We start from the raw sequence: 20,114 nt of genomic DNA on the forward strand, positions 1-20,114 counted from the left end.
TAGGAAGAAGACATCGACCGTGCGCCGCTCCTCACGAGGAGCGATTACGATCCGATTCTCGGAAGCAAGGGTGTCTTCGGGTTATGCTGCCACCCTTGAATTTTCGACCGCCGGCTTCTCGACGCGACGAGGCGTCGAACGCACGAGCCGACCACGGGAGGGCACCGTCGCAGTGCCCTCCCCGCGACGATGATTCACGCGATGGGCACGCCGTCACGTCCGGTCGTGGCGTTACCGAGCGCCTGAGCCTTGAGGTGTTCGTACTCCGCGGGCGTGATCGCACCGGAGTCGAGCAGGGCCTTCGCATCGGCGATCTGTTGAGCCGGGGACTTCCCGGCCGCCACGGTCCGGATGTATTCGTCGGTGGCCTGCTTCGCCTCCGCTTGGGCCTGCTGTGCCCGCAGCGCCATTCCCCGACCGCGAGCGATCAGGTAGACCAACGCCGTCAGGTACGGAAGGACCACCAGACCGATGACCCACACCGCTTTCACCCAACCGGATACGGAGTGATCCCGGAAGAGGTCGACGATGATTTGGAACAGGACGATCAGATACGCCACGAAGGCGAACACGACGACGGTGTACCACACGTAGTCCCAGAATGAATCCATAGCCGAACCTCCCCGGCCGAACCGATGGCGGGCGATGCCCTGTGAAACCACCGGAGAATGAAGATCTCGAATTCTGTTGTCCTGCGGTGTGCCGCAACGGCACTGCCACTACTCGCGGCCCCCGGTCCACTCGTCGACACCGGTGTCGAATCGTGACGACTGTCCGATTCGGGCTTCGGCAGGTCCATCTTCGGTCATGACGACCTCCGTCCCTCTGTTCGGGAGGGCCGGATATACCATACGCCCGTTCCCGGGTGGAGGGCACCGGTTTGCGCAATCGGCGCGTTTCGGTCCCGGATCGGGTCGATCAGGAGTACACCGCCCGGGGGTTCCAGGTTGCGACCGCCCAGATGACCACTACATCGAGGGCGATGATCGCGAGCGCCCACCCGGGATAGTAGGGAAGCCACATGAAGTTCACCAGGATGGACAGCGCGGCGATGACCATCGCCGACACCCGCGCCCATGTCACCCCGGAGATCAACGCGATGCCCACGATCACCATCACGACACCGACGACGATGTGGACCCACCCCCACGTGGTGAGATCGAACCTGAACACGTACTCCTGACCGGTGACGAACACTTCGTCCTCGGCGACCGCCGCAATCCCCTGCAACAGCTGCAGAGCGCCGATCAAGGTCATGATGATCGCGGCGCCGACCGACGTTCCCGCGGCCAGACCCTGCTTGACCGACATTTCCTCCCGATCGGCATGCACATTGTGAGACATGATGCTCCTTCCGGACGACCCGTCATCATCGAGTGTGCGCTCCGCCGGAATTCTCCAGTGGGGGTTGACGATTTTCCTCCGCCGGTGAGCACACCCGGAACGGTCAGGCCACGAGCAGCGCGAGCCATCCGAACGGCACGCCGCCCACGACACCGGCCGCGAGCCAGCGCAGCACCGGCACCCGCAGCCACGACCACACGGTCGGGACGATTCCCGCGGCCGTCACGATGTTGACGACGACCGCGAGAACCGGATCGATCCGGCCGAGCACCCGGCCGCAGGCCACGACGGCGATGACGGTGGCGACGAAGGAGAATGCAGTCAGTGTGAGCCCCGTCCCCCACGGGGTGGGCGCGGGGTCGCGAGCCGGGATCATCGCGGCAGCCGGACCCGCTCGTAGAACGCCATCGCCGCCGCGGTGGCCACGTTCAGCGAATCCGTGCCGGGCGCCATGGGAATTCGGGCACGCACGTCGGTCGCCCGCATCGCCTGCTCGGTCAGACCCGGGCCTTCGGCACCGAGCAACAGTGCGACCTTCTCCTCCGTCATCGCTTCCGCGAGCGGGATCGCCTGCGGATCGGGGGTCAGCGAGATAAGCTGGAATCCCTTGCCACGCAACTGATCCAGGTCGGACGGCCATCGGTCGAGATGGGTGAAGGGAACACGGAGGACGTGCCCCATCGACACGCGGACCGCCCTGCGGTACAACGGGTCGGCGCAGCCCTTCCCGAAAAGCACACCGTCGACACCGAGGCCGGCCGCGTTGCGGAACATCGAGCCGATGTTCTCGTGGTCGTTGACCCCTTCGAGCACCGCGACCGTGGTCGCCTTGTCGAGGACCTCGTTGAGCGACAACGGTGCGGGTCGATGCGAGACCGCGAGCACGCCTCGGTTGAGGTGGAACCCGACGATCTCGGCCATGGTTCCGGCGTCGGTGCGGTAGAAGGGCACGTCGACGTCGCACAGGTCGCCGGCGAGTTCGTCCAGCCGTCGACCCACTCCGAGCAGGCTCGCCGGAGAGAACCGGGAATCGAGCATGCGCTGGACGACCAGCACACCCTCAGCGATCACCAGCCCCTTCCGACCGGGAAGGTCGGGCCGACGATCCGCCGAGTTGAGATCGCGGAAATCGTCGACCCGGGGGTCGGAAGGATCGTCGATGTCGATGACGTGAACCACCGGGACATTCTCCCAGCGTCCGCGTCCCCTCCCGCACCGGGTCGGTCGACGCGACCGTGACACGAGGTCGACGCGACCGTGACACGAGGTCGACGCGACCGGGGGTACGGTCAGTCGTCTTCCGCGACCAGCGCCGTGAGGATACCCACGGCCTCGCGCAGCGTCGCGAGCGATGCGGAGTCGAGATTCTCGAGCCGTTCGGTCAGCCACACTTCACGTGCCTGGGCTTCGTCGGCGAGCAACTCGGTCCCGGCGTCGGACAACGTCACGATGATCTGTCGTCCGTCCGTGGGATGCGGTGTCCGCTCGACGAGGCCGAGTTCGTGAAGCGAGGCGATGACCCTGGTCATCGAAGGCGGTTGGACGCGTTCGCGCGCAGCCAGCGCCCCCGGGGTCATCGCACCCTCCTGCGCGAGGGTGGCCATCGCCGAGATCTGGGTCAGGGAAACTCGGGAATCGGTGCGTCGCCCCCGCAAATGACGCGTCAGACGCACAACGGCGAGTGAGAGGTCACCGGCGAGTGCGCGTGTATCCGAGATCATGGCGTGCAGAATACGTCACATCGCCCGAAACACGCCTCGGCCCTCTACGTGAGCAGTTCCGTGATCGGATCGACCGAGAAGTACAGGGCGAACAGCCCCGCGACGATCCACATCAGCGGATGGATGGTGCGGATCTTGCCGCTGGCCGCGTGCAGGACCACCCAGGTGATGAAGCCGACGCCGATGCCGTTGGCGATCGAGTAGGTGAACGGCATGACCATGATGGTCAGGAAGGCCGGCAACGCCACGGCGAACACCGAGAAGTCGATGTCGCGGACCTGGCCGATCATCAGGGCACCGACCACGACCAGCGCCGGAGCGGCCGCCTCGATCGGGACCACCTCGTACAGCGGAGTCAGGAACATCGCGAGCAGGAACAACACGCCGGTGACCACGTTGGCCAGGCCGGTGCGGGCTCCTTCCGCGATACCCGAGGCCGATTCGACGAACACCGTGTTCGAGGAGGCCGAGGCGCCGCCACCGACGATGGCGCCGGTGCCCTCGACGACGAGGGCCTTGCCGATGCCCGGCAGGGTGCCGTTCTTGTCGGCGAGGTCGGCCTCCTTGCCGAGACCGGTCATGGTTCCCATCGCGTCGAAGAAGTTCGCGAGGACGAGGGTGAACACGAGCAGCGTCGCGGCGATCACGCCGATGCGGGTGAACGCGCCGAACAGGTCGACATTGCCGACGAGGCTCAGGTCCGGGATCCCGAAGAAGGAGTCCGGGGCCTCGGGGGTGCTGAGGTTCCAGCCCTTCGGGTTGGTGCCCAGGGACGGACCGACGTCCGTGACCGCTTCGATGATCATCGACAGGATGGTCGTGACGACGATGCCGATCAGCAGTCCGCCGCGCACCTTGCGTGCGACGAGCACACCCATCAGCAGGACACCGACGACGAAGACGAAGGTCGGCCACGAGGCGATCGATCCGTCGATACCCAGGCCGACCGGAACGGTGGTGCCGGCGGCGTCGGGGATGCGGCGCACGAAGCCGGCGTCGACGAGACCGATCATGGCGATGAAGGCGCCGATACCGGCGGCGATGGCGGCCTTCAGTTCCGCCGGGATGGCGTTGAACACCGCGGTGCGGAAGCCGGTCAGGGCCAGCACGACGATGATGATGCCGTCGATGACCACCAGACCCATCGCTTCGGGCCAGGTCACCTGCGGGGCGATGGTCACCGCGAGCAGGCTGTTGATGCCCAGGCCGGCGGCGATGGCGAACGGATAGTTGGCGACCACACCGAAGACGATGCTCATGAAGCCGGCGACCAGCGCGGTGACGGCCGCGACCTGATTGATGGGCAGGATGTTGCCCAGCACGTCGACCTTCGCGCTCGCGTCGTCGGCGGAGAAACTACCGAGGATGAGCGGGTTGAGGACCACGATGTACGACATCGCGAAGAACGTGACGATGCCGCCACGCACCTCCCGGGACACGGTCGAACCGCGCTCGGTGATCTTGAAATAGGCGTCCAGAAAGGACGTTCGCTTGGAGTCGGTGCCTACGGCCATGTCCACAAAATCCGCTCGTCGAGTACGGGGCGTCGCAACGGGAACCGATTATTGCAGCGCGAAGGAACTAATCTGCAATCCGTGGAACCCGCCCAGCTCGTCGCCGCCCGTATCCGACGCCTCGCCGACCCCCGCCCCGCGCTCGCCGTGGGAACCGCTCTGTGGGTGGTGGCGACCGTCGTCGTGTTGTGGGTCGGCGGCGATCTCCGCGACGATGCGCTACCGATCTGCGTGGCGGGAATCCTGGTGGGGCTGCTGGGAACTGCGCTCTTCCTGCTGCAGCGTCGCGCCGCCCGTCGCGGCGACCGCGGCGCCCAGGTGGGTCTGGACTGATTCCCGTACACCGCCGTCCGCGAGACACCCACGGCGGGTCAGCGGCGGATCCGCACGCGAGTGATCAACCACACCCACAGCACGGCCCATGTGATCCCGAAGATCCAGCCCGCGACGACATCGGTGAACCAGTGCGCGGCCAGGTAGACGCGGGAGAACCCGATGGCCAGGGTGTACGTTGCGAGCGCCGCCGTCGCGACCGTCCGGCGACGATCCCCCCGCGGCCACGTGCGCACCACCACCGCCACGAGCACCGTGGCCAGCACGGCACTGGTCATCGCATGTCCCGAAGGGAACGACTCGGTGTGCAGGACGACCAGTCGTTCGGGTTCGGGGGGCCGGACGCGGCCGAACAGATGCTTGAGCAGCGACATCACCGGCCAGCCCGTCAGTACGGCACCGGCCACGAAGACAGCATCGCGCAGACGATCGGCGCGCACCAGCAACAACGTCGTCACCGTCGCGATCAGACTCGTCGCGATTCCCCCACCCGTATGGGTGAGGACGGTCACTGTGGTGGTCAGTACGGGCTCGCGGATCGAGACCATCCAGTCGAGCACCGCGACGTCGATCGTCACGGTCCGGTTCCCCGGTGCGGCGCAGCTGCCACCACGGTCGCGCGGCCCGCCGCGAGCGCGGTGAGCGCGGCGGCCAGGCCCTTCGGCGTGCTGTGGACGGTGCCGGCGGCATCGACCCACCATTCGACCTCGATCTCACCGGCCAGAGCCCCGGAGCAGCGCACGACCAGCCGGTCGTGCAGGGCGAGCACCCCGCGCGGCAGCGGTACACCGGCGACGATCCCGGCCAGGACGGCGGCAGGCTCGCGTTCCCAGGTCGAGCTGTGTCCCTGCTCGACGGGTTCGGCGTCGACGACCGCCGACGCCACGGCGATGTCGAGCACGTCCGCAAGCGCGTGCGCGGTTCCCCGTCCGCCGGTGACGAGCCGGTCGTGCGGGATGACGGCCGCGAACCACGGACGGTCGGGGACGAGGGCGTCCGCGGCATCGGCGACGGTGCCCGCCAGGCTGCGCACCCCGTCGGGCAGGGTGACCGACTCGGGATCGAGACCGCCCGACGAGAAGGCCGCGGCGAGCGCGTCGTGAGCGGCGACGATCGCCGCCGGTCCCGGCGATCGGCTCTCGTCGGCGAGCCGGTCGAGCAGTGTCTGTGCCAGGTCGAGGTCTTCGATCACCGTTCCGGCGAGGGCACCGCGGAAGGCGGCCGCGTCGGGATGGGTGCAGGGATCGAGGAGACCGTCGAACAGGACGTCGTCGGCGAAGCGGTAGTGCCCCAGGGGCCGGCCGTCGAGCGACGCGCGGGTGCGCAGGTACCACGCGGTGTATCCGGCAGGGTCGGCGAGCGCCTCGGCCGTAGTGGGTTCGGTCGCCAGCAGGGTCAGCGCCCGTGACCAGCGACGATCGTCGACGAGATCGAGATCGCGCACCGCGACGAGTGTCTCGGGATCGTCGTCGAGTCGCTCCCACCAGAGGTGTTCGTCGGGCAGGTCGTGATCGGGACCGGTGGGCAGGTCGGCGCGGAGGACCGTGAAGCCCCAGCCCACACCGATCGCGCGCAGCGCGTCGGCCCCGTACCGGTCGACGACGGACGGGTCGACGGTGCCGAAGGGTGCGTCCTCGACCAGCACCTCGGCGAGCGGCGCGCCGGGGAGCAGGAGTTCGTCGGCGGGAACGGCATCGCCGTGGGTGTCGGGCAGCAGCAACGCCCCGAGTTCGCGAGGCACGGCCGCAGCGGAGGCGAACGGCACCAGCCGGAGCACGACGTCGGCGAGCTCGCCGGCCGGGAGATCGCCGTCCGGGTCGATGTCGTCGGGATCGGCGTCCTCGACGGCGGCGGCGAGCGCCGGGTCGGCGAGCAGATCCTCGACCGTCACGGTGCCGGCTCCGAGCCGGGCGAGCAGAGGATGCGCGGCCTCGGGATGGACGAGGCGCACCCACGGCATCGACACCGCGCCCACATCCTGCAGTTGCGTCGCGAGGACGGTCGTGCGCGGGCCGGTCACGGTCCGGCCGTCCGACAGCGGAACCGGCAGGGATGCGAGTTCCTCGGCCGCCACCGCGTCGACGACGAGCGGAGTCAGCGCCTCGTAGAGGCGGTTCCACCACTTCGGATCGCGTTCGTGGCCGGAGAGCAGTTCGGCCAGTCGCGCGAGACCGAGCCGGTGCACTCCGACGGCCGAGAGCGCCGACGAATGTCGCGGGCCGCACAGCTCCGGGATCACGAGCCCGGGGACGACCTCACCGAGGACGTCGGCGAGCTCGTCGGTGAGACCGGGCAACGCGACGGCCCGGTCCGGTACCAGATCGGCGTCGCCGTCGGCTGCGGGAAGCCACGCTCCGGCGGCCAGGTCGTCGAGGATCGCCTCGCGGATCCTGCCGTCGACCTCGCTGCGCGCGAAGCCCGGGAGGGGCACGAGGTCGAGTCGCTGGTCGGGGGGCAGAGCCGCGACGAACCGCGCGTACCCGCGGGCGACGTTCTCGACGTGGGCCCCGGGCAGCACGCGCCGCCGGTCGGGTTGCATCGCGACGTCGGCGACGACGATCGCGGGCAGCGACAACTCCTCGTCGGAGCGGGTGGGAGCGCGCAGGACGTCGCTGCCGACCGGTGCGACCCGGCCGTCCACGACGGGGACGAGCCACCGCGCCGACGATCCGGTGAACTCCCACCAGGTGCGACCGCCGATCCGCACCTCCCCCAGGCCGTTGTCGAGTTCGCGCCGGTGGCGGGTGAACTCGTCGTCGCCGATGACGACGGTGCGCAGGCCGGGAAGTTCGAGCAGGATGTCGTGGGCCTCGGCGCGGAAGGCATCGAGCAGCGCGACCGGGTCGACCCCGGCACGCAGGGTCAGCACGACCTCGGTGTCGCTGCCGGGCACCGGTGGTGTCGCCGTCGGCCACACGAGGCGCAGCGCCGGGACACCGGACTCCGGTTCCGGCAGGCCCCGCTCGGCGAGGACCGAGCGGGTGCGCTCGGCCGAGAAGTGGATCGAGCCGGTCCGCGAACGGACCTCGATGTCGTCGGAGACCGCCAGCACCGCGGTGAAGCCGACACCGAACCGTCCCACTGTGGATGCGGTACCGCTCTTGTTCGACGAGCGCAGCGCGGTCAGTGCATGGACACCGCCCACGTCGAGCGGCTCGCCGATGTTCGCGACATGGAGCCGACCGTCGGCGACCCGTACCCGCAGTTCCCCCGGTGTACCGGCGCGCGCGGCGGCATCGGCGGCGTTCTGGGCGAGTTCGGTCAGGACGCGATCGCGGTACCCCGCACGGACGTGATCGGCCTCGGTGGCGGCGTCCTCCCGGAGGCGGGTGGGCGACGACGACCACGCCGCGAGGATTCCCTCGCGTAACGCCGCGGTCCCGAACGGATCCGCGGGGCCCGGCCGGGTCACGTCAGTCGGTCTGTTCCGGTTCGGACGAGGACGACTCGGCAGCGGCAGGCTCGTCCGCGGACTCGGCGGGCGCCGAGCCGAGTTCGACGACCTCCACGGCCGAATCGTCGAATGCCTCGTACAGCGGGGAGCCGGCGCCGGTGGGCAGAGAGGTGTCGGAATGCGCACCGCACCCGTACTCGGCGTGCACGACATGACCGTCGGCGGCGAACTCGTTGCCGCATACCCCGAAGGCCGCACGCAACGAACCTGCGAGGGGGAGGTAGAAACCGCACAGGCGGCACGAGGACGGGGCGGCCTTCGCCATCTCCGAACCGGGGCCGTACTCGCCGTCGAACCACCGCTGCGCTGCTTCGAGGCGACCCTCGAGGCTCATGACCTGCCTGCGGCCCAACCCGATCTCGAGGGCGGTCTCGTCGACCTCGGGATCGCCGGACTGCATGTAGCCGGGTACCAGCCGCACATCGTCGGGAGCGGGAGCCAGCAGATCGCCGGGACCGAGATCGCCGGGACGGATCCGCTCGCTCCACGGCACCCACTCGGGCGCGACGAGGGCGTCGGGGCCGGGCAGGAGCACGAGTTCGCTCACCGTCACCCGGTCGGAATCCGGTGCGGCGGACACGACGACGGCCCACTGCCAACCGCGGTAGCCCGGAAGCTCCGCGACGAAGCGGTGGGTGGCCGAGCACTCGTCCTCGCGCGTGACGCCCAGATAGGCGCCGACTCCACCGTCTCCGAGTTCGTCGAGTGCGGCCCGAGCGAGGTCGGCGGCGTCGGCGAGCACGGAACGCACCGCCGGATCGACCACGGGGTTCGTTCCTCGGGAAGCGGAAGCAGAGGCAACACTCACGGCCCCCATTCTGCCTGACCTGTCGGCCCGGGCGCCCGCGGGTCGCGGAAGCTGGTGCAGACGCGGGTCGCACATGCGATGCAGGATGGGCGCGTGTCCCGTCTTCTTCTCTCGGCCGCGGTCGCGGCGATCGTCTGCGTCACCACCGCCGGATGCGGTGACGATCTCGTCGCCGAACCCGGGCCACCGGCCACCGAGCTCGGTGTGGAGGTCGTCGCCACACACCCTCACGATCCGGAGGCGTTCACCCAGGGCCTCGAGATCGACGAGGACGAACTGCTCGAAGGCACCGGCCGTGCCGGACACTCGTGGGTCTCGGCGCGGGAGGTCGACGTCGACGGCGGCACCCTCACACTCGCCGAAGCCGAACGCACCCGTGAGCCCGTCCTCGACGACTTCTTCGGGGAGGGCATCACCGTGGTCGACGACGAGCTGTGGCAACTGACCTGGAAGGACGGCACCGCCGTCGTGCGCGATCGCGACACGCTTCTCGAGAAGCGCCGCGTCGGCTACGACGGCGAAGGCTGGGGGCTGTGCGCCCGGCCCGACCGTCTGGTGATGAGCGACGGCTCGGCCGAGCTGATCTTCCGCGACCCCACCTCCTTCGCCGAGATCGGACGCGTCACCGTGCACCGGGAGGGCCGCGCCGTGACGAATCTCAACGAGCTCGAGTGCGCCGAGGACGGCAGTGTCTACGCGAACGTCTGGCAGACGGACGAGATCGTGCGGATCGATCCGTCCACCGGCCGGGTGGACGCGCGGATCGACGCGGCGCCGCTGCGCGATCTGCTGCCCGACGGGGCCGAGGTGGACGTCCTCAACGGCATCGCGCAGATCCCGGGAACCGACCGGTTCCTGGTGACGGGCAAGTACTGGCCGACCCTGTTCGAGGTGCGTTTCGTGGGGTGATCCGGGTGGCATACCGATCGCGACACGCCTCACCGGGGCCACGACCCGCCCTTGTGTTACAGCCGCTACAGCGTGGGGAAGAATCGAAGACGTGACCGAACCGGACGAGCGACCCGCCCCAGAGGGAGCAGACCGACCTGCCCCGGGCTCGCAGCATCCGGGGTACAGCAACTATCCGCCTCCCCGCCGCGTCTCGGGACGTCGCACTCCCCTGCCACCCCTGCATCCCGTCGACCACCCGCGCCGACCTGCGGGTGCGCCGGGTGCCGATCGCGACGAGTCCGCGTCCGGCACCGATGCACCGCGCGCTCCGCGCATGCCGCGGAAGCTGACGGTGACGCGGGTCGCGGCTCTGCGCAGCCGCGAACTCACCTCGAAGGGCATCGCGACGTTCCGCCGGGCCGCCACCGCCGACGGCGCCGACAAGTCGGGACTGACCGCGCTCACCTACGCGACGATGGCGAACTTCGCTTCCGATGCGGCAATCGCCGTCGCCCTCGCGAACACCCTGTTCTTCTCGGCGGCCACCGGGGAGGACAAGACGAAGGTCGCGCTGTATCTGCTCATCACGATCGCGCCGTTCGCGATCATCGCGCCGCTCATCGGGCCGTTGCTCGATCGGCTGCAGCACGGTCGCCGTCTCGCGCTGGCGACGTCCTTCGCGCTGCGCACGGTGCTCGCGATGGTGCTCGTGTTCAACTTCGACAGCTGGCTGCTGTATCCGGCCGCCCTGGGCATGATGGTGCTGAGCAAATCGTTCGCGGTACTCAAATCCGCGGTGACCCCACGCGTCCTGCCACCGGAGATCGATCTGGTACGGGTGAACTCCCGGCTGACGGTCTTCGGCCTGGTCGGCGGCACGATCGGCGCCGGCGCGGTCGCGGCGGCCGCCGCGTGGGCGTTCGGGTCGGCGGGAGCATTGTGGCTGTGCGCCGGGATCACCGCCTTCGGCGCCTATCTGAGCATGCGTATCCCGGCCTGGGTCGAGGTCACCGAGGGCGAGGTACCGGCGACACTGTCGTACCACCGCTCCGATGCGCGTACCGAGGTGCTGCATTCCGACACCGTGACCGAGGTGATCGTCACCAAGTCCGGAAAACGGAAACAGCCCCTCGGACGGGCCGTCGTGACCGGACTGTGGGGCAACGGCACGATCCGCATCCTCACCGGCTTCCTCACCCTGTTCATGGCGTTCGTCGCGAAGAACACCACCGGACAGGATCCGCTGATGCAGGCCGCGATGCTCGGGGGTGTCGGCGCCGCCGCCGCGATCGGCAACTTCGCCGGCAATGCGACCGGAGCGCGACTCGCGCTGGGGCGGCCCGCCCTGATCGTCGTGCGGTGCACCGCGGCGGTCGTGGTCGTGGCCGCCGTGGTCGCCGCGACCGGCAACGTCCTGACCGCAGCCCTGGCGGCGCTCGTCGCGGCGTGCGCCAGCGCGCTCGCCAAGGTCTCGCTCGACGCGTCGCTCCAGCAGAACCTCCCGGAGGAATCGATCGCGTCGGGATTCGGACGGTCCGAGACCGTCCTCCAGCTCAGCTGGGTGTTCGGCGGGGCGATGGGCGTGCTGCTGCCCACCGAACTGTGGCTCGGATTCGCCGTGGTCTCCGTGGTGCTGGTCGTCGGATTCGCACAGACGGTGCTGACATACCGTGGGGGGACGTTGCTACCGGGATTCGGCGGCCGTCGACCCGAACGCGTCTCCACCGAGACGGCTGCCGGGCGACGACGCGCCGGCGGATCCCCCACCGAAGATTGGAACAGTTGAGTTGCAGGCCCGGACGAAGAAGACTCTCGCGCTGCTGCTGGTGGCCCTGGTGATCGTGGTGGGGGGAGTCGCCGCCACGGTGTGGAAACTGGTCGATTCGGCCGAGCCCACGCTTCCGACCATCACCGCGTACGCCCGGGGAAAGACCGTGACGGTCGACCCCGCGCAACACTGCAATCTCTATCTCGAGGACTGCGTGGAGAACCCCATCGGTCAGCTCGACGTGCCGGCGGGCTACCCGCTGCAGTTGTCGCTCCCCGCGGAGATCGCCGATGCTCCGTGGCGCATCATCACCGTCTACGGCGACACGCAGACCGGTCAGACCTACGTCGACGGCGCCATGTTCGAGGCCGGGGCGCGTCGGACGCTCACTGTGAAGAGCTCTCCCGAGCTGCAGCTGCTCGGGGTCGAGATCCAGCTGCCGTCGGCCGTGGTCGACGAGGCCGGTGAACCGATCGCGCACGCAGTCTGGGCCGTGAAGACCTTCTGATCCGGCCGCACGAACGACGCCGGGCCGCTCTCGCCGGTAGCGAGGCGGCCTGGCGTGTTTCGTTTCTAGTGGTCGAGCTCGCGCGCGATCGCCCGCATGACCTCGGAGATGCGCTGACCGGTCTTGCGGTCGGGATAGCGCCCGCGCCGCAGATCGGGCTGTACCGCTGCTTCGAGCAGCTTGATCATGTCCTCGACCATGCCGTGCAGCTCGTCCGGTGCGCGGCGCTTCTGCTGGACAGGAGCCTCGCGGCGTCCCTGCCGCAGCGTGGGTTGCTCGAGGAGCTCGACCTTCAGCGCCTGCGGACCCCGGCGACCCACTGCCATGCCGAACTCGACGCGCTGCCCGGGCTTGAGCGCTTCCACTCCTTCGGGGAGCGCGGAGGCACGCACGTAGACGTCCTCGCCCTCGTCCTGGGACAGGAAGCCGAAGCCCTTTTCGACGTCGTACCACTTCACCTTGCCGGTCGGCACCGCGCTCACCCGCTCCTCGACAGCTGTGCCCCCACGGGGCAACCCGTTTACCATGCAAAACAACGCGCCCCGACTCGGTCGAGTGGGACGCGTAGACGCCTGCCAGTGTACCTGCCGGGGTGTGCGTCCCCCCGAATCGTCTTCCCGCTCCCGGACCTCACCGCCGGACCCCGCGACGACTACCGTGGTCACGTGGGTACTTCATCTTCGGATTCGTCCGCCGCTCCGCGTAACGGCCTCCTGAAGGCCGCGATCGTGTGTTTCGCCGTCGGCGTGGTGGCCGTCCTCGCCATCTTCCTCACCCCGGTGATCACCGACGGCAAGCCCGGGCTCGTGCTGTATCTGCTGACCCTCGCCTGGCCGCTGGGCTTCGCGCTCGCCATCGCCTTCGCGCTGAGCTCGGGCCGGCGCGCACGGAACGGAGACCGGACATGAGGATCCTCCTCAACATCATCTGGCTGATCTTCGGCGGCCTGTGGCTCGCGCTCGGTTATTTCGCGGCCGGTCTGATCTGCTGCATCCTCATCATCACCATCCCCTTCGGCATCGCGTCGTTCCGCATCGGTGTCTACGCGTTGTGGCCGTTCGGCAAGACGACGGTCGACAAACCGACGGCCGGTACCGCGTCGCTGATCGGAAATGTCATCTGGATCGTGGTCGCCGGCATCTGGCTGGCCCTCGGGCACATCGCCACGGCGATCGCCATGGCCGTGACGATCATCGGTATCCCGCTCGCGATCGCGAACCTGAAGATGATCCCGATCTCCCTGATGCCCCTGGGGAAGGAGATCGTTCCTGTGGAGACCCGCCCGAGTTATATGTGATCTTTATCACATAACAGGGGGATAACGAGCGGGACTCGAAACGGATTTTCAGGTACCCGAACTCCACTACCTGGGACTTTATTCCCTGGTACGCGATGCGCGCGTTCGCCGACCCTCGAATCGGCGCGTTATCAATTGGTGACACTTCGCCCTCGGGCCGTTACCGTCATGTCCGGTCGAACCGCCAGGCTCGGCCGGTCCGGAACCGCCGCGCCAAATTCCTGTCCCGTGGTTCCGGAAATCCCGACGAACGATCCACAGGGGACAGGAAACGGGGGACCCACCGGTCTCCCAGGAACCGACCGGCCCACAGCCGGACGGTGTCCAGGAGGCCCGGGCCGACGCAAGCGCGACGGCCCTCGGGGTGAAGCCGAAGGCGCTCCCAACGGAGCGACACGGCCGGGCAACCTCTTCAGCCCGAACCCGACAGCTGACCTCGTAGGTGCGTACGGAGAGGAACACGGAACCGACATGAGCGGACGCCATCGCAAGCCCACCAATACCGGTCGTACCGTCGCGAAGTTCGCGCTGACGGGTGCAGTCCTCGGCGTCACGGGTGTCGCGTTCAGCGGCACCGCCGCTGCCGCCCCCGACTCCGACTGGGACCGCCTCGCACAGTGCGAGTCCGGCGGCAACTGGGGAATCAACACCGGCAACGGCTACCACGGTGGCCTGCAGTTCTCGCCGAGCACCTGGAACGCCTACGGCGGCCAGGAATACGCTGCCTCGGCCAGCCAGGCCAGCCGCGAACAGCAGATCGCCGTCGCCGAGCGTGTCCTCGCCGGCCAGGGCTGGGGCGCATGGCCCTCCTGCTCGTCGAGCCTCGGACTGTCGAGCGCGCCCACGCAGCGCTCCGTCGACACGGTCCCCAGCGCTCCTGCGGAGACCCCGGCGCCGAGCATCGAGAACGCTGTCCCGCAGCTTCCGGAGACCCCCGCCCTCCCCGCCGATGTCCAGGGCATCCTGGCCGGCTTCGAGCAGGGCGTCACCGCACTCCAGGACGCCGGCGTCGAGCTCGACCCGAACATCCTGGACGCCGTTCGCGCGGTGCTCCCGCAGTAACACTCCGAACATCCCGGGAAGGCCCCGCACCACTGATGGTGCGGGGCCTTTCCGCATGCGCGGACCCGGCATGGACCCTGAGAACGACGACGCCCGGCCCCTGCGAAGGACCGGGCGTAGTGCGGAAGAGCCGAATCGGTGATCCGCGATCAGCGGTTGATCACCGTCTTGGGGTGCGTGTAGGGCAGGTCCTCGACCGGCAACGGGAACACGGTGTCCTCACCGTAGGGGGAGAGCGGACCGGATCGCGTGGACGACAGTTCGGTGACAGCGTGCTCACCGTCGGCCAGCTCGGGCCATCCGTGGTCGACATAGTGCTTTTTCGAAGAGGTAGCCATGCGCTCATTTTGGCAGGTGAGTTCGGGGCCTGCTACCGCAGGTCTCTAATCTGGAGGGGATGTCCCCGACCACGCCCGCTCCCGACACCGCCTCGGACTCCCTCGCCCGCTGGCTGGCAGGTCGACGCGACACGGATCTCGCTGCCACGCTGCGTGCCCGGCCCGACCTCGTGGTGCCGCCACCGGCGAGCATGAACGTGCTCGCCAACCGGGCACAGCAACGCGCCTCGGTGTTCCGTGCTGCCGACGAGCTCGACACCGCCACCTTCGGAATCATCGAGGTGCTGGCGCGTCTCGGAGCGGTCGTGTCCCCCGTGACCCGGGCCGCCGTACTCGACGAGGTGTCCGGCCGGCTCAGCGCGAGGAATCTCGACCGGATCCTGTCCACCCTGCGGTCGCTGCTACTGGTCTGGGGATCCACCGACGAGTTGCGTCTGTCCGCTGCCGCCGTGGACGCCGTCCCGTGGCGCGTGGGACGCAGCAGCGACGTCGCCGGTCCGTCCCGGCAGGAACTCGACGATCTCCTCGCGGCGCTACCGCCCGAGCAGCGCAGCATCCTCGACACCCTGTCCCGTACGTCCCCGATCGGCCGTACCCGCGACGCCGCGCCCGGAACACCCGGCGAGCGGCCCGTGCAGAAACTGCTCGCCGCCGGACTGCTCCTCCGCATCGACGACGAGACCGTCGAACTCCCCCACCGGGTGGGTCAGGCGCTGCGCGACGACGCACCCTTCGACCCGGCGGCGCTCGCTCCCCCGCGCGCGCCGAAACCCACCCGGTCGACCGCCGACGTCAACGCGACCGCCGCCGGTGCCGCCCTCGAACTGCTGCGGCACTGTGAGGACGTCCTCGACGTGCTGGGCGCGCAACCCGCTCCCGTCCTCAAGGCCGGCGGACTCGGTGTCCGCGAACTGCATCGCATCGGGAAGTCGGTCGGCCTCGACGACGACGAGACGGCGCTGGTCGTCGAGGTCCTCGCCGGCGCCGGGCTGATCGCGCGTGGCCTTCCCGACCCGCCCACACCCGGCGACGACGATCACTGGGCCCCGACCACCGCCACCGACGCGTGGCTGGCGTCCTCCCCCGCCTACCGCTGGGCGGTCCTGGCCGGCGCCTGGCTCGACCTGCCGCGGCGCCCCTGGCTGATCGGCCGGCGCGACCAGAACGACAAGCCGGTCGCCGCACTCTCCGACGAGGTGAAGTCCCCCACAGCCGCCCGCGATCGGCGACTGCTGCTCGACGTCCTCTCCGACGTGCCGGCACTGGGCACGGACGTCGCCGATCTCCGTGCGGCTGCGGCGTGGCGTCGTCCTCGCTGGGCGGGTCGTCTCGACACGACGAGCGTCGTGGAGACCGTGCGTGAGGCGACGACCCTCGGTCTCGTCGCGCACGGCATGCTCGCGTCGCCCGGTAAGGCGTTGCTGCACGGCGGCGACGCCGAGGCCGAGATGGCGGCCGTGCTGCCCGAACCCGTCGACTACGTGCTCGTCCAGGCCGACCTGACGGTCGTCGCTCCCGGACCGCTCGTCCCCGAACTCGGCGAGCGGATCGCACTCGTGGCGGACGTCGAATCGGCCGGTGCCGCGACGGTCTACCGGATCGGCGACAACAGCATCCGGCGCGCGCTCGACGCCGGTCTCGGCGCGAGCGACCTGCACGGTCTGTTCGCGACGCATTCCCGTACCCCGGTGCCGCAATCGCTCACCTATCTGATCGACGACGTCGCGCGTCGCCACGGACGTCTGCGCGCGGGTGTTGCGACGTCCTTCGTCCGCGCCGACGACCCAGCTCTCCTCACCGAGGTGTTGTCCGCCCCGGTCGCCGCGATGCTCGCTCTGCGTGCGGTCGCCCCGACCGTCGCGATCTCGCAGGCACCGCTCGCCGAGGTGCTCACCGAGCTGCGTGCCGCGGGCTTCGCTCCGGCCGGAGAGGACGCCTCGGGAGCGATCGTGGATCTACGGCCCCGAGGGGTCCGTGTCGCGATGCCGCGCGCCCGCGCCCGTTACGCCGGACCGACCGCGCCGAGCGGCGAGCAGCTCGACACCCTGGTGCGTACGCTGCGCGCCGGCGACCGTGCGGAGGCCGCGACGCCGACGGCCTCGGCGCGCGGCGACGGCAGCAGATCCGGGGGCGCGGCGACTCTCGCACTGTTGCAGCTCGCCGTGCACGGCAAGCGCAGCGTCACCCTCGGCTACGTCGACGCCCAGGGGGTGGCGACGCGGCGGATCGTCGACCCGGTTTCGGTGGGCGGCGGACAGGTGCAGGCTTTCGACCCGGCGACGGGCTCGGTGCGCAGCTTCGTGCTGCACCGTGTCACCTCGGTGGCGCTGGTCGACTGACGACGGAACCGGGTGCGGCCGTCGGCATTCGGCGGCCGGTCGCGCACGAGCCCGCCCCCTTCATGTGCTCCCGCGGAACAGATTCCGCGGCAATGGATTCGAGTCCTCGATCACCGATCTGTTCGACATCGGACCGGTGGCACCATCCGGGTTCGCCGAGGAGCGTCGAGATCTCCCGGGTCACTCCTCGCGCACCCTCGTTCTCGTACCGGTTCGAGTACCGGTGAGGGTCCGTTCCGCCAGGGGCGCGACCTCGGGTGCGACAGGAATCGACGCACCGTGAAATCGACTCCGGGAACCCGGACGCCCGCACTATTTCTGCATTGTGTTCGGATGGCGCACAGAATATTTCGGGCGACTGGCTTTTTCCCGGAAATGACGTATGGTGTGGTCCTGTCGAGTGGTTGTTCATCGAAGATGGAGTGACAATGGCCGACAAGGGCAAGAATCCGAAGAAGCCTGCGAAGTCCCTGAAGGAACGTCGACAGGAGAAGCGGCAGAAGACCGCCGAAGCCGGAGAGTTCATTCGTAAGCGGAAGCGGAGCTGAATCCACTTGCAGGCCATGGATCTCGAAATCGCAGCGCTCGAAGCGCTGTACGAGAAGATAAGTGGATTGTCCGGTCGGGAATCGGGCACCGACGCGCAGCGGCACGGATATCGGTCCGCACTGGCGCGTGCGCGTGTGTTCGTTCTCGACGAGCGTGCCGGCGCGATGAAACAGCCGGCCTGAGAACAGAGAATCGGTACTGGAATGAAGCGGACGCTGCATGCCCTGGACAGGATCCAGGAACGACTCGAGTCGGAATTGGATTCGAGGCCTCCGGCCTCCGAGAAGGACGCCGGTTACCGGTCCGGGATCTCCGAGGCGCTGGTGTGCGTGATGGAGGTGCGGCAGTCGCTCGCACGGTGAGTATGTCGTGAAGCCGGGTCGGGCGTGCGTTCCCCACAGGGAGCGCACGCCCGATCCTGTCGTGGTGGCGCGGTACGGCCCGAACCTGGAGAATGGGAAAGTTCAACTTTCTACCCACAGGAGGCACTCGTGGCCGACGGACCGCTCATCGTCCAGTCCGACAAGACCGTGCTTCTCGAGGTCGACCACGAGGGCGCCGACGCGGCTCGTCAGGCGATCGCACCGTTCGCCGAACTCGAACGCGCCCCCGAGCACATCCACACCTACCGGGTGACGCCGCTGGCACTGTGGAACGCCCGTGCCGCCGGTCACGACGCCGAGCAGGTCGTCGACGCGCTGGTCTCGCATTCCCGGTTCGCCGTCCCGCAGGCCCTGCTCGTCGACATCGTCGACACCATGAGCCGCTACGGGCGTCTCCAGCTGGTCAAGCACCCCGCGCACGGCCTGACCCTGGTCAGCCTCGACCGCGCGGTGCTCGCCGAGGTTCTCCGGAACAAGAAGATCGCGCCGATGCTCGGCGCCCACATCGACGACGACACCGTGATCGTGCACCCGAGCGAACGCGGACGTGTCAAACAGATGCTGCTGAAGATCGGCTGGCCGGCCGAGGACCTCGCCGGCTACGTCGACGGCGAGGCCCACCCCGTCTCGCTGGACTTCGAGACGAACCCGTGGCACCTGCGCGACTACCAGGAACTGGCCGCCGACTCGTTCTGGGCAGGCGGCTCGGGTGTCGTGGTGCTGCCGTGCGGCGCCGGAAAGACCATGGTCGGTGCCGCCGCGATGGCGAAGGCCGGCGCGACGACGCTCATCCTCGTGACGAACACCGTCGCCGGGCGGCAGTGGAAGCGGGAGCTGATCGCCCGCACCTCCCTCACCGAGGAGGAGATCGGCGAGTACTCGGGTGAGAAGAAGGAGATCCGCCCGGTCACCATCGCCACCTACCAGGTGATCACCCGCAAGTCGAAGGGCGAATACCGCAATCTCGAGTTGTTCGACTCCCGCGACTGGGGGCTGATGATCTACGACGAGGTGCACCTGCTGCCGGCACCGGTCTTCCGGATGACCGCCGACCTGCAGTCCCGCCGGCGCCTCGGCCTCACCGCGACCCTCGTGCGCGAGGACGGACGCGAAGGCGACGTCTTCTCGCTCATCGGCCCGAAGCGGTTCGACGCGCCGTGGAAGGACATCGAGGCCCAGGGCTGGATCGCGCCCGCCGACTGTGTGGAGGTTCGCGTCACCCTCACCGATGCCGAGCGCATGGCGTACGCCGTGGCCGAGCCCGAGGAGCGGTACAAGCTGTGCTCGACCGCCCGTACCAAGATCCCGGTGGTGAAGTCGATCCTCGCGCAGCACCGCGATGCACCGACGCTGATCATCGGTGCTTACATCGATCAGCTCGACGAGCTGGGCGAAGCGCTCGACGCCCCCGTCATCAAGGGTTCGACGAAGACGAAGGAACGCGAGGCGCTGTTCGACCGGTTCCGTGCCGGCGAGTTGAAGGTGCTGGTGGTGTCGAAGGTCGCGAACTTCTCCATCGATCTGCCGGAGGCCTCCGTCGCGATCCAGGTGTCGGGCACGTTCGGGTCGCGGCAGGAGGAGGCCCAGCGTCTCGGGCGGCTGTTGCGTCCCAAGCACGACGGCGGGCAGGCCCACTTCTACTCCGTCGTCTCGCGCGACACCCTCGACGCGGAGTACGCCGCGCACCGCCAGCGGTTCCTCGCCGAGCAGGGCTACGCGTACCGGATCACCGATGCCGACGATCTGCTGGGCCCGCAGATCGGCTGACTGCCCGCGGGAGGCCGTTCGGGGCTCCCATAAGCTGG

Annotated in this window: 22 protein-coding genes and 1 riboswitch; of the genes, 11 read left to right on the top strand and 11 right to left on the bottom strand. The window is 68.9% G+C overall.

What is annotated here, in order from left to right; all coding sequences use genetic code 11:
- Nucleotides 1-194: 194 nt before the first annotated feature.
- The 6 genes from EQ874_RS13695 to EQ874_RS13720 all read right to left on the bottom strand — a co-directional run bounded on the left by EQ874_RS13695 (nt 195) and on the right by EQ874_RS13720 (nt 4,579).
- Nucleotides 195-611, bottom strand: a complete 417-nt coding sequence (locus EQ874_RS13695; protein WP_016932825.1) for an SHOCT domain-containing protein — start codon at nt 609-611, stop codon at nt 195-197.
- Nucleotides 612-918: 307 nt separating this feature from the next.
- Nucleotides 919-1,344, bottom strand: a complete 426-nt coding sequence (locus tag EQ874_RS13700; protein ID WP_016932827.1) for a hypothetical protein — start codon at nt 1,342-1,344, stop codon at nt 919-921.
- A gap of 103 nt (nt 1,345-1,447) precedes the next feature.
- Complete coding sequence (locus EQ874_RS13705) at nt 1,448-1,720, bottom strand: DUF2537 domain-containing protein (RefSeq protein WP_064064771.1); 273 nt, start codon at nt 1,718-1,720, stop codon at nt 1,448-1,450.
- Nucleotides 1,717-2,523: an RNA methyltransferase gene (locus EQ874_RS13710; protein ID WP_129977114.1), complete on the bottom strand. Its 807-nt coding sequence runs from the start codon at nt 2,521-2,523 to the stop codon at nt 1,717-1,719. Before EQ874_RS13710 ends, EQ874_RS13705 begins: the two co-directional genes overlap by 4 nt.
- A 110-nt stretch (nt 2,524-2,633) precedes the next feature.
- The gene (locus tag EQ874_RS13715) at nt 2,634-3,065 is read right to left on the bottom strand and encodes a MarR family transcriptional regulator (protein ID WP_026002996.1); all 432 of its coding nucleotides are present in this window, start codon (nt 3,063-3,065) and stop codon (nt 2,634-2,636) included.
- Nucleotides 3,066-3,109: 44 nt separating this feature from the next.
- Nucleotides 3,110-4,579, bottom strand: a complete 1,470-nt coding sequence (locus EQ874_RS13720) for an NCS2 family permease (RefSeq protein ID WP_064064773.1) — start codon at nt 4,577-4,579, stop codon at nt 3,110-3,112.
- Nucleotides 4,580-4,660: 81 nt separating this feature from the next.
- Here EQ874_RS13720 and EQ874_RS13725 point away from each other — a divergent pair, with 81 nt between their 5' ends.
- Complete coding sequence (locus EQ874_RS13725; RefSeq protein ID WP_016935129.1) at nt 4,661-4,912, top strand: DUF2530 domain-containing protein; 252 nt, start codon at nt 4,661-4,663, stop codon at nt 4,910-4,912.
- Nucleotides 4,913-4,950: 38 nt separating this feature from the next.
- Here the strand turns inward: EQ874_RS13725 and EQ874_RS13730 are convergent, their stop codons facing one another.
- From EQ874_RS13730 to EQ874_RS13740, 3 genes are read right to left on the bottom strand one after another with little or no spacing between them, the layout of a single operon-like run.
- Nucleotides 4,951-5,490 (bottom strand): phosphatase PAP2 family protein, encoded by a 540-nt coding sequence (locus EQ874_RS13730; RefSeq protein ID WP_064064774.1) that lies wholly within the window; start codon nt 5,488-5,490, stop codon nt 4,951-4,953.
- The gene (locus EQ874_RS13735; protein ID WP_129977115.1) at nt 5,487-8,324 is read right to left on the bottom strand and encodes an ATP-binding protein; all 2,838 of its coding nucleotides are present in this window, start codon (nt 8,322-8,324) and stop codon (nt 5,487-5,489) included. The genes EQ874_RS13730 and EQ874_RS13735 overlap by 4 nt, the downstream gene beginning before the upstream one ends.
- 1 nt (nt 8,325) lies before the next feature.
- Nucleotides 8,326-9,132: a DUF3027 domain-containing protein gene (locus tag EQ874_RS13740; protein ID WP_115311546.1), complete on the bottom strand. Its 807-nt coding sequence runs from the start codon at nt 9,130-9,132 to the stop codon at nt 8,326-8,328.
- A gap of 135 nt (nt 9,133-9,267) precedes the next feature.
- On the opposite strand from EQ874_RS13740, the gene EQ874_RS13745 reads away from it, so the two are divergent.
- The 3 genes from EQ874_RS13745 (at nt 9,268) to EQ874_RS13755 (ending at nt 12,341) form a co-directional block, all read left to right on the top strand.
- Nucleotides 9,268-10,083, top strand: a complete 816-nt coding sequence (locus EQ874_RS13745) for a glutaminyl-peptide cyclotransferase (protein WP_129977116.1) — start codon at nt 9,268-9,270, stop codon at nt 10,081-10,083.
- Nucleotides 10,084-10,174: 91 nt separating this feature from the next.
- On the top strand, nt 10,175-11,851 hold the full coding sequence (locus tag EQ874_RS13750; RefSeq protein WP_129977117.1) for an MFS transporter: 1,677 nt from the start codon (nt 10,175-10,177) through the stop codon (nt 11,849-11,851).
- Nucleotide 11,852: 1 nt separating this feature from the next.
- Nucleotides 11,853-12,341: a DUF2771 domain-containing protein gene (locus EQ874_RS13755; protein WP_064064777.1), complete on the top strand. Its 489-nt coding sequence runs from the start codon at nt 11,853-11,855 to the stop codon at nt 12,339-12,341.
- Between the two features lie 65 nt (nt 12,342-12,406).
- On the opposite strand, the gene EQ874_RS13760 is transcribed toward EQ874_RS13755, so the two are convergent.
- Nucleotides 12,407-12,814, bottom strand: coding sequence for a cold-shock protein (locus EQ874_RS13760; RefSeq protein ID WP_172506139.1), 408 nt, complete (start codon nt 12,812-12,814; stop codon nt 12,407-12,409).
- A 192-nt stretch (nt 12,815-13,006) separates the two neighbouring features.
- Between EQ874_RS13760 and EQ874_RS13765 the strand changes: the two genes are divergently transcribed.
- The 3 genes from EQ874_RS13765 to EQ874_RS13775 all read left to right on the top strand — a co-directional run bounded on the left by EQ874_RS13765 (nt 13,007) and on the right by EQ874_RS13775 (nt 14,700).
- A complete protein-coding gene (locus EQ874_RS13765; protein ID WP_037222384.1) occupies nt 13,007-13,249 on the top strand; it encodes a hypothetical protein in 243 nt (80 codons plus the stop codon).
- Entirely contained in the window at nt 13,246-13,638 is a 393-nt protein-coding gene (locus tag EQ874_RS13770) for a YccF domain-containing protein (RefSeq protein ID WP_064064778.1), read from the top strand. The genes EQ874_RS13765 and EQ874_RS13770 overlap by 4 nt, the downstream gene beginning before the upstream one ends.
- A gap of 326 nt (nt 13,639-13,964) precedes the next feature.
- A riboswitch (cyclic di-AMP (ydaO/yuaA leader) is annotated at nt 13,965-14,099 on the top strand.
- Between the two features lie 10 nt (nt 14,100-14,109).
- Complete coding sequence (locus EQ874_RS13775) at nt 14,110-14,700, top strand: resuscitation-promoting factor Rpf1 domain-containing protein (protein ID WP_026002975.1); 591 nt, start codon at nt 14,110-14,112, stop codon at nt 14,698-14,700.
- 149 nt (nt 14,701-14,849) lie between these two features.
- Here EQ874_RS13775 and EQ874_RS13780 read toward each other — a convergent pair whose 3' ends face one another.
- Nucleotides 14,850-15,038, bottom strand: a complete 189-nt coding sequence (locus EQ874_RS13780) for a hypothetical protein (RefSeq protein ID WP_006551681.1) — start codon at nt 15,036-15,038, stop codon at nt 14,850-14,852.
- Between the two features lie 59 nt (nt 15,039-15,097).
- Between EQ874_RS13780 and EQ874_RS13785 the strand changes: the two genes are divergently transcribed.
- The 4 genes from EQ874_RS13785 to EQ874_RS13790 all read left to right on the top strand — a co-directional run bounded on the left by EQ874_RS13785 (nt 15,098) and on the right by EQ874_RS13790 (nt 20,076).
- Complete coding sequence (locus EQ874_RS13785; protein ID WP_129977118.1) at nt 15,098-17,377, top strand: helicase-associated domain-containing protein; 2,280 nt, start codon at nt 15,098-15,100, stop codon at nt 17,375-17,377.
- 563 nt (nt 17,378-17,940) lie between these two features.
- Complete coding sequence (locus EQ874_RS22910; RefSeq protein ID WP_016932729.1) at nt 17,941-18,108, top strand: hypothetical protein; 168 nt, start codon at nt 17,941-17,943, stop codon at nt 18,106-18,108.
- A 21-nt stretch (nt 18,109-18,129) separates the two neighbouring features.
- Nucleotides 18,130-18,288 (top strand): hypothetical protein, encoded by a 159-nt coding sequence (locus tag EQ874_RS22915; protein WP_016932728.1) that lies wholly within the window; start codon nt 18,130-18,132, stop codon nt 18,286-18,288.
- 129 nt (nt 18,289-18,417) lie between these two features.
- Nucleotides 18,418-20,076 carry a DNA repair helicase XPB gene (locus EQ874_RS13790; RefSeq protein ID WP_064064780.1) on the top strand — a complete coding sequence of 553 codons (1,659 nt, stop codon included), beginning with the start codon at nt 18,418-18,420 and terminating at the stop codon, nt 20,074-20,076.
- Nucleotides 20,077-20,114: the final 38 nt, after the last annotated feature.

The organism is Rhodococcus sp. Q1, from assembly GCF_004153645.1.
In the GTDB taxonomy this organism is placed as follows: Bacteria; Actinomycetota; Actinomycetes; order Mycobacteriales; family Mycobacteriaceae; genus Rhodococcus; species Rhodococcus gordoniae.

What these genes read in the sequence shown, in the direction of transcription:
- EQ874_RS13695 (WP_016932825.1), bottom strand. Translation starts at nt 611, where the DNA reads ATGGATTCATTCTGGGACTACGTGTGGTACACCGTCGTCGTGTTCGCC.
- EQ874_RS13700 (WP_016932827.1), bottom strand. Translation starts at nt 1,344, where the DNA reads ATGTCTCACAATGTGCATGCCGATCGGGAGGAAATGTCGGTCAAGCAG.
- EQ874_RS13705 (WP_064064771.1), bottom strand. Translation starts at nt 1,720, where the DNA reads ATGATCCCGGCTCGCGACCCCGCGCCCACCCCGTGGGGGACGGGGCTC.
- EQ874_RS13715 (WP_026002996.1), bottom strand. Translation starts at nt 3,065, where the DNA reads ATGATCTCGGATACACGCGCACTCGCCGGTGACCTCTCACTCGCCGTT.
- EQ874_RS13720 (WP_064064773.1), bottom strand. Translation starts at nt 4,579, where the DNA reads ATGGCCGTAGGCACCGACTCCAAGCGAACGTCCTTTCTGGACGCCTAT.
- EQ874_RS13770 (WP_064064778.1), top strand. Translation starts at nt 13,246, where the DNA reads ATGAGGATCCTCCTCAACATCATCTGGCTGATCTTCGGCGGCCTGTGG.
- EQ874_RS13775 (WP_026002975.1), top strand. Translation starts at nt 14,110, where the DNA reads ATGAGCGGACGCCATCGCAAGCCCACCAATACCGGTCGTACCGTCGCG.
- EQ874_RS13780 (WP_006551681.1), bottom strand. Translation starts at nt 15,038, where the DNA reads ATGGCTACCTCTTCGAAAAAGCACTATGTCGACCACGGATGGCCCGAG.
- EQ874_RS13785 (WP_129977118.1), top strand. Translation starts at nt 15,098, where the DNA reads ATGTCCCCGACCACGCCCGCTCCCGACACCGCCTCGGACTCCCTCGCC.
- EQ874_RS22910 (WP_016932729.1), top strand. Translation starts at nt 17,941, where the DNA reads ATGGATCTCGAAATCGCAGCGCTCGAAGCGCTGTACGAGAAGATAAGT.
- EQ874_RS22915 (WP_016932728.1), top strand. Translation starts at nt 18,130, where the DNA reads ATGAAGCGGACGCTGCATGCCCTGGACAGGATCCAGGAACGACTCGAG.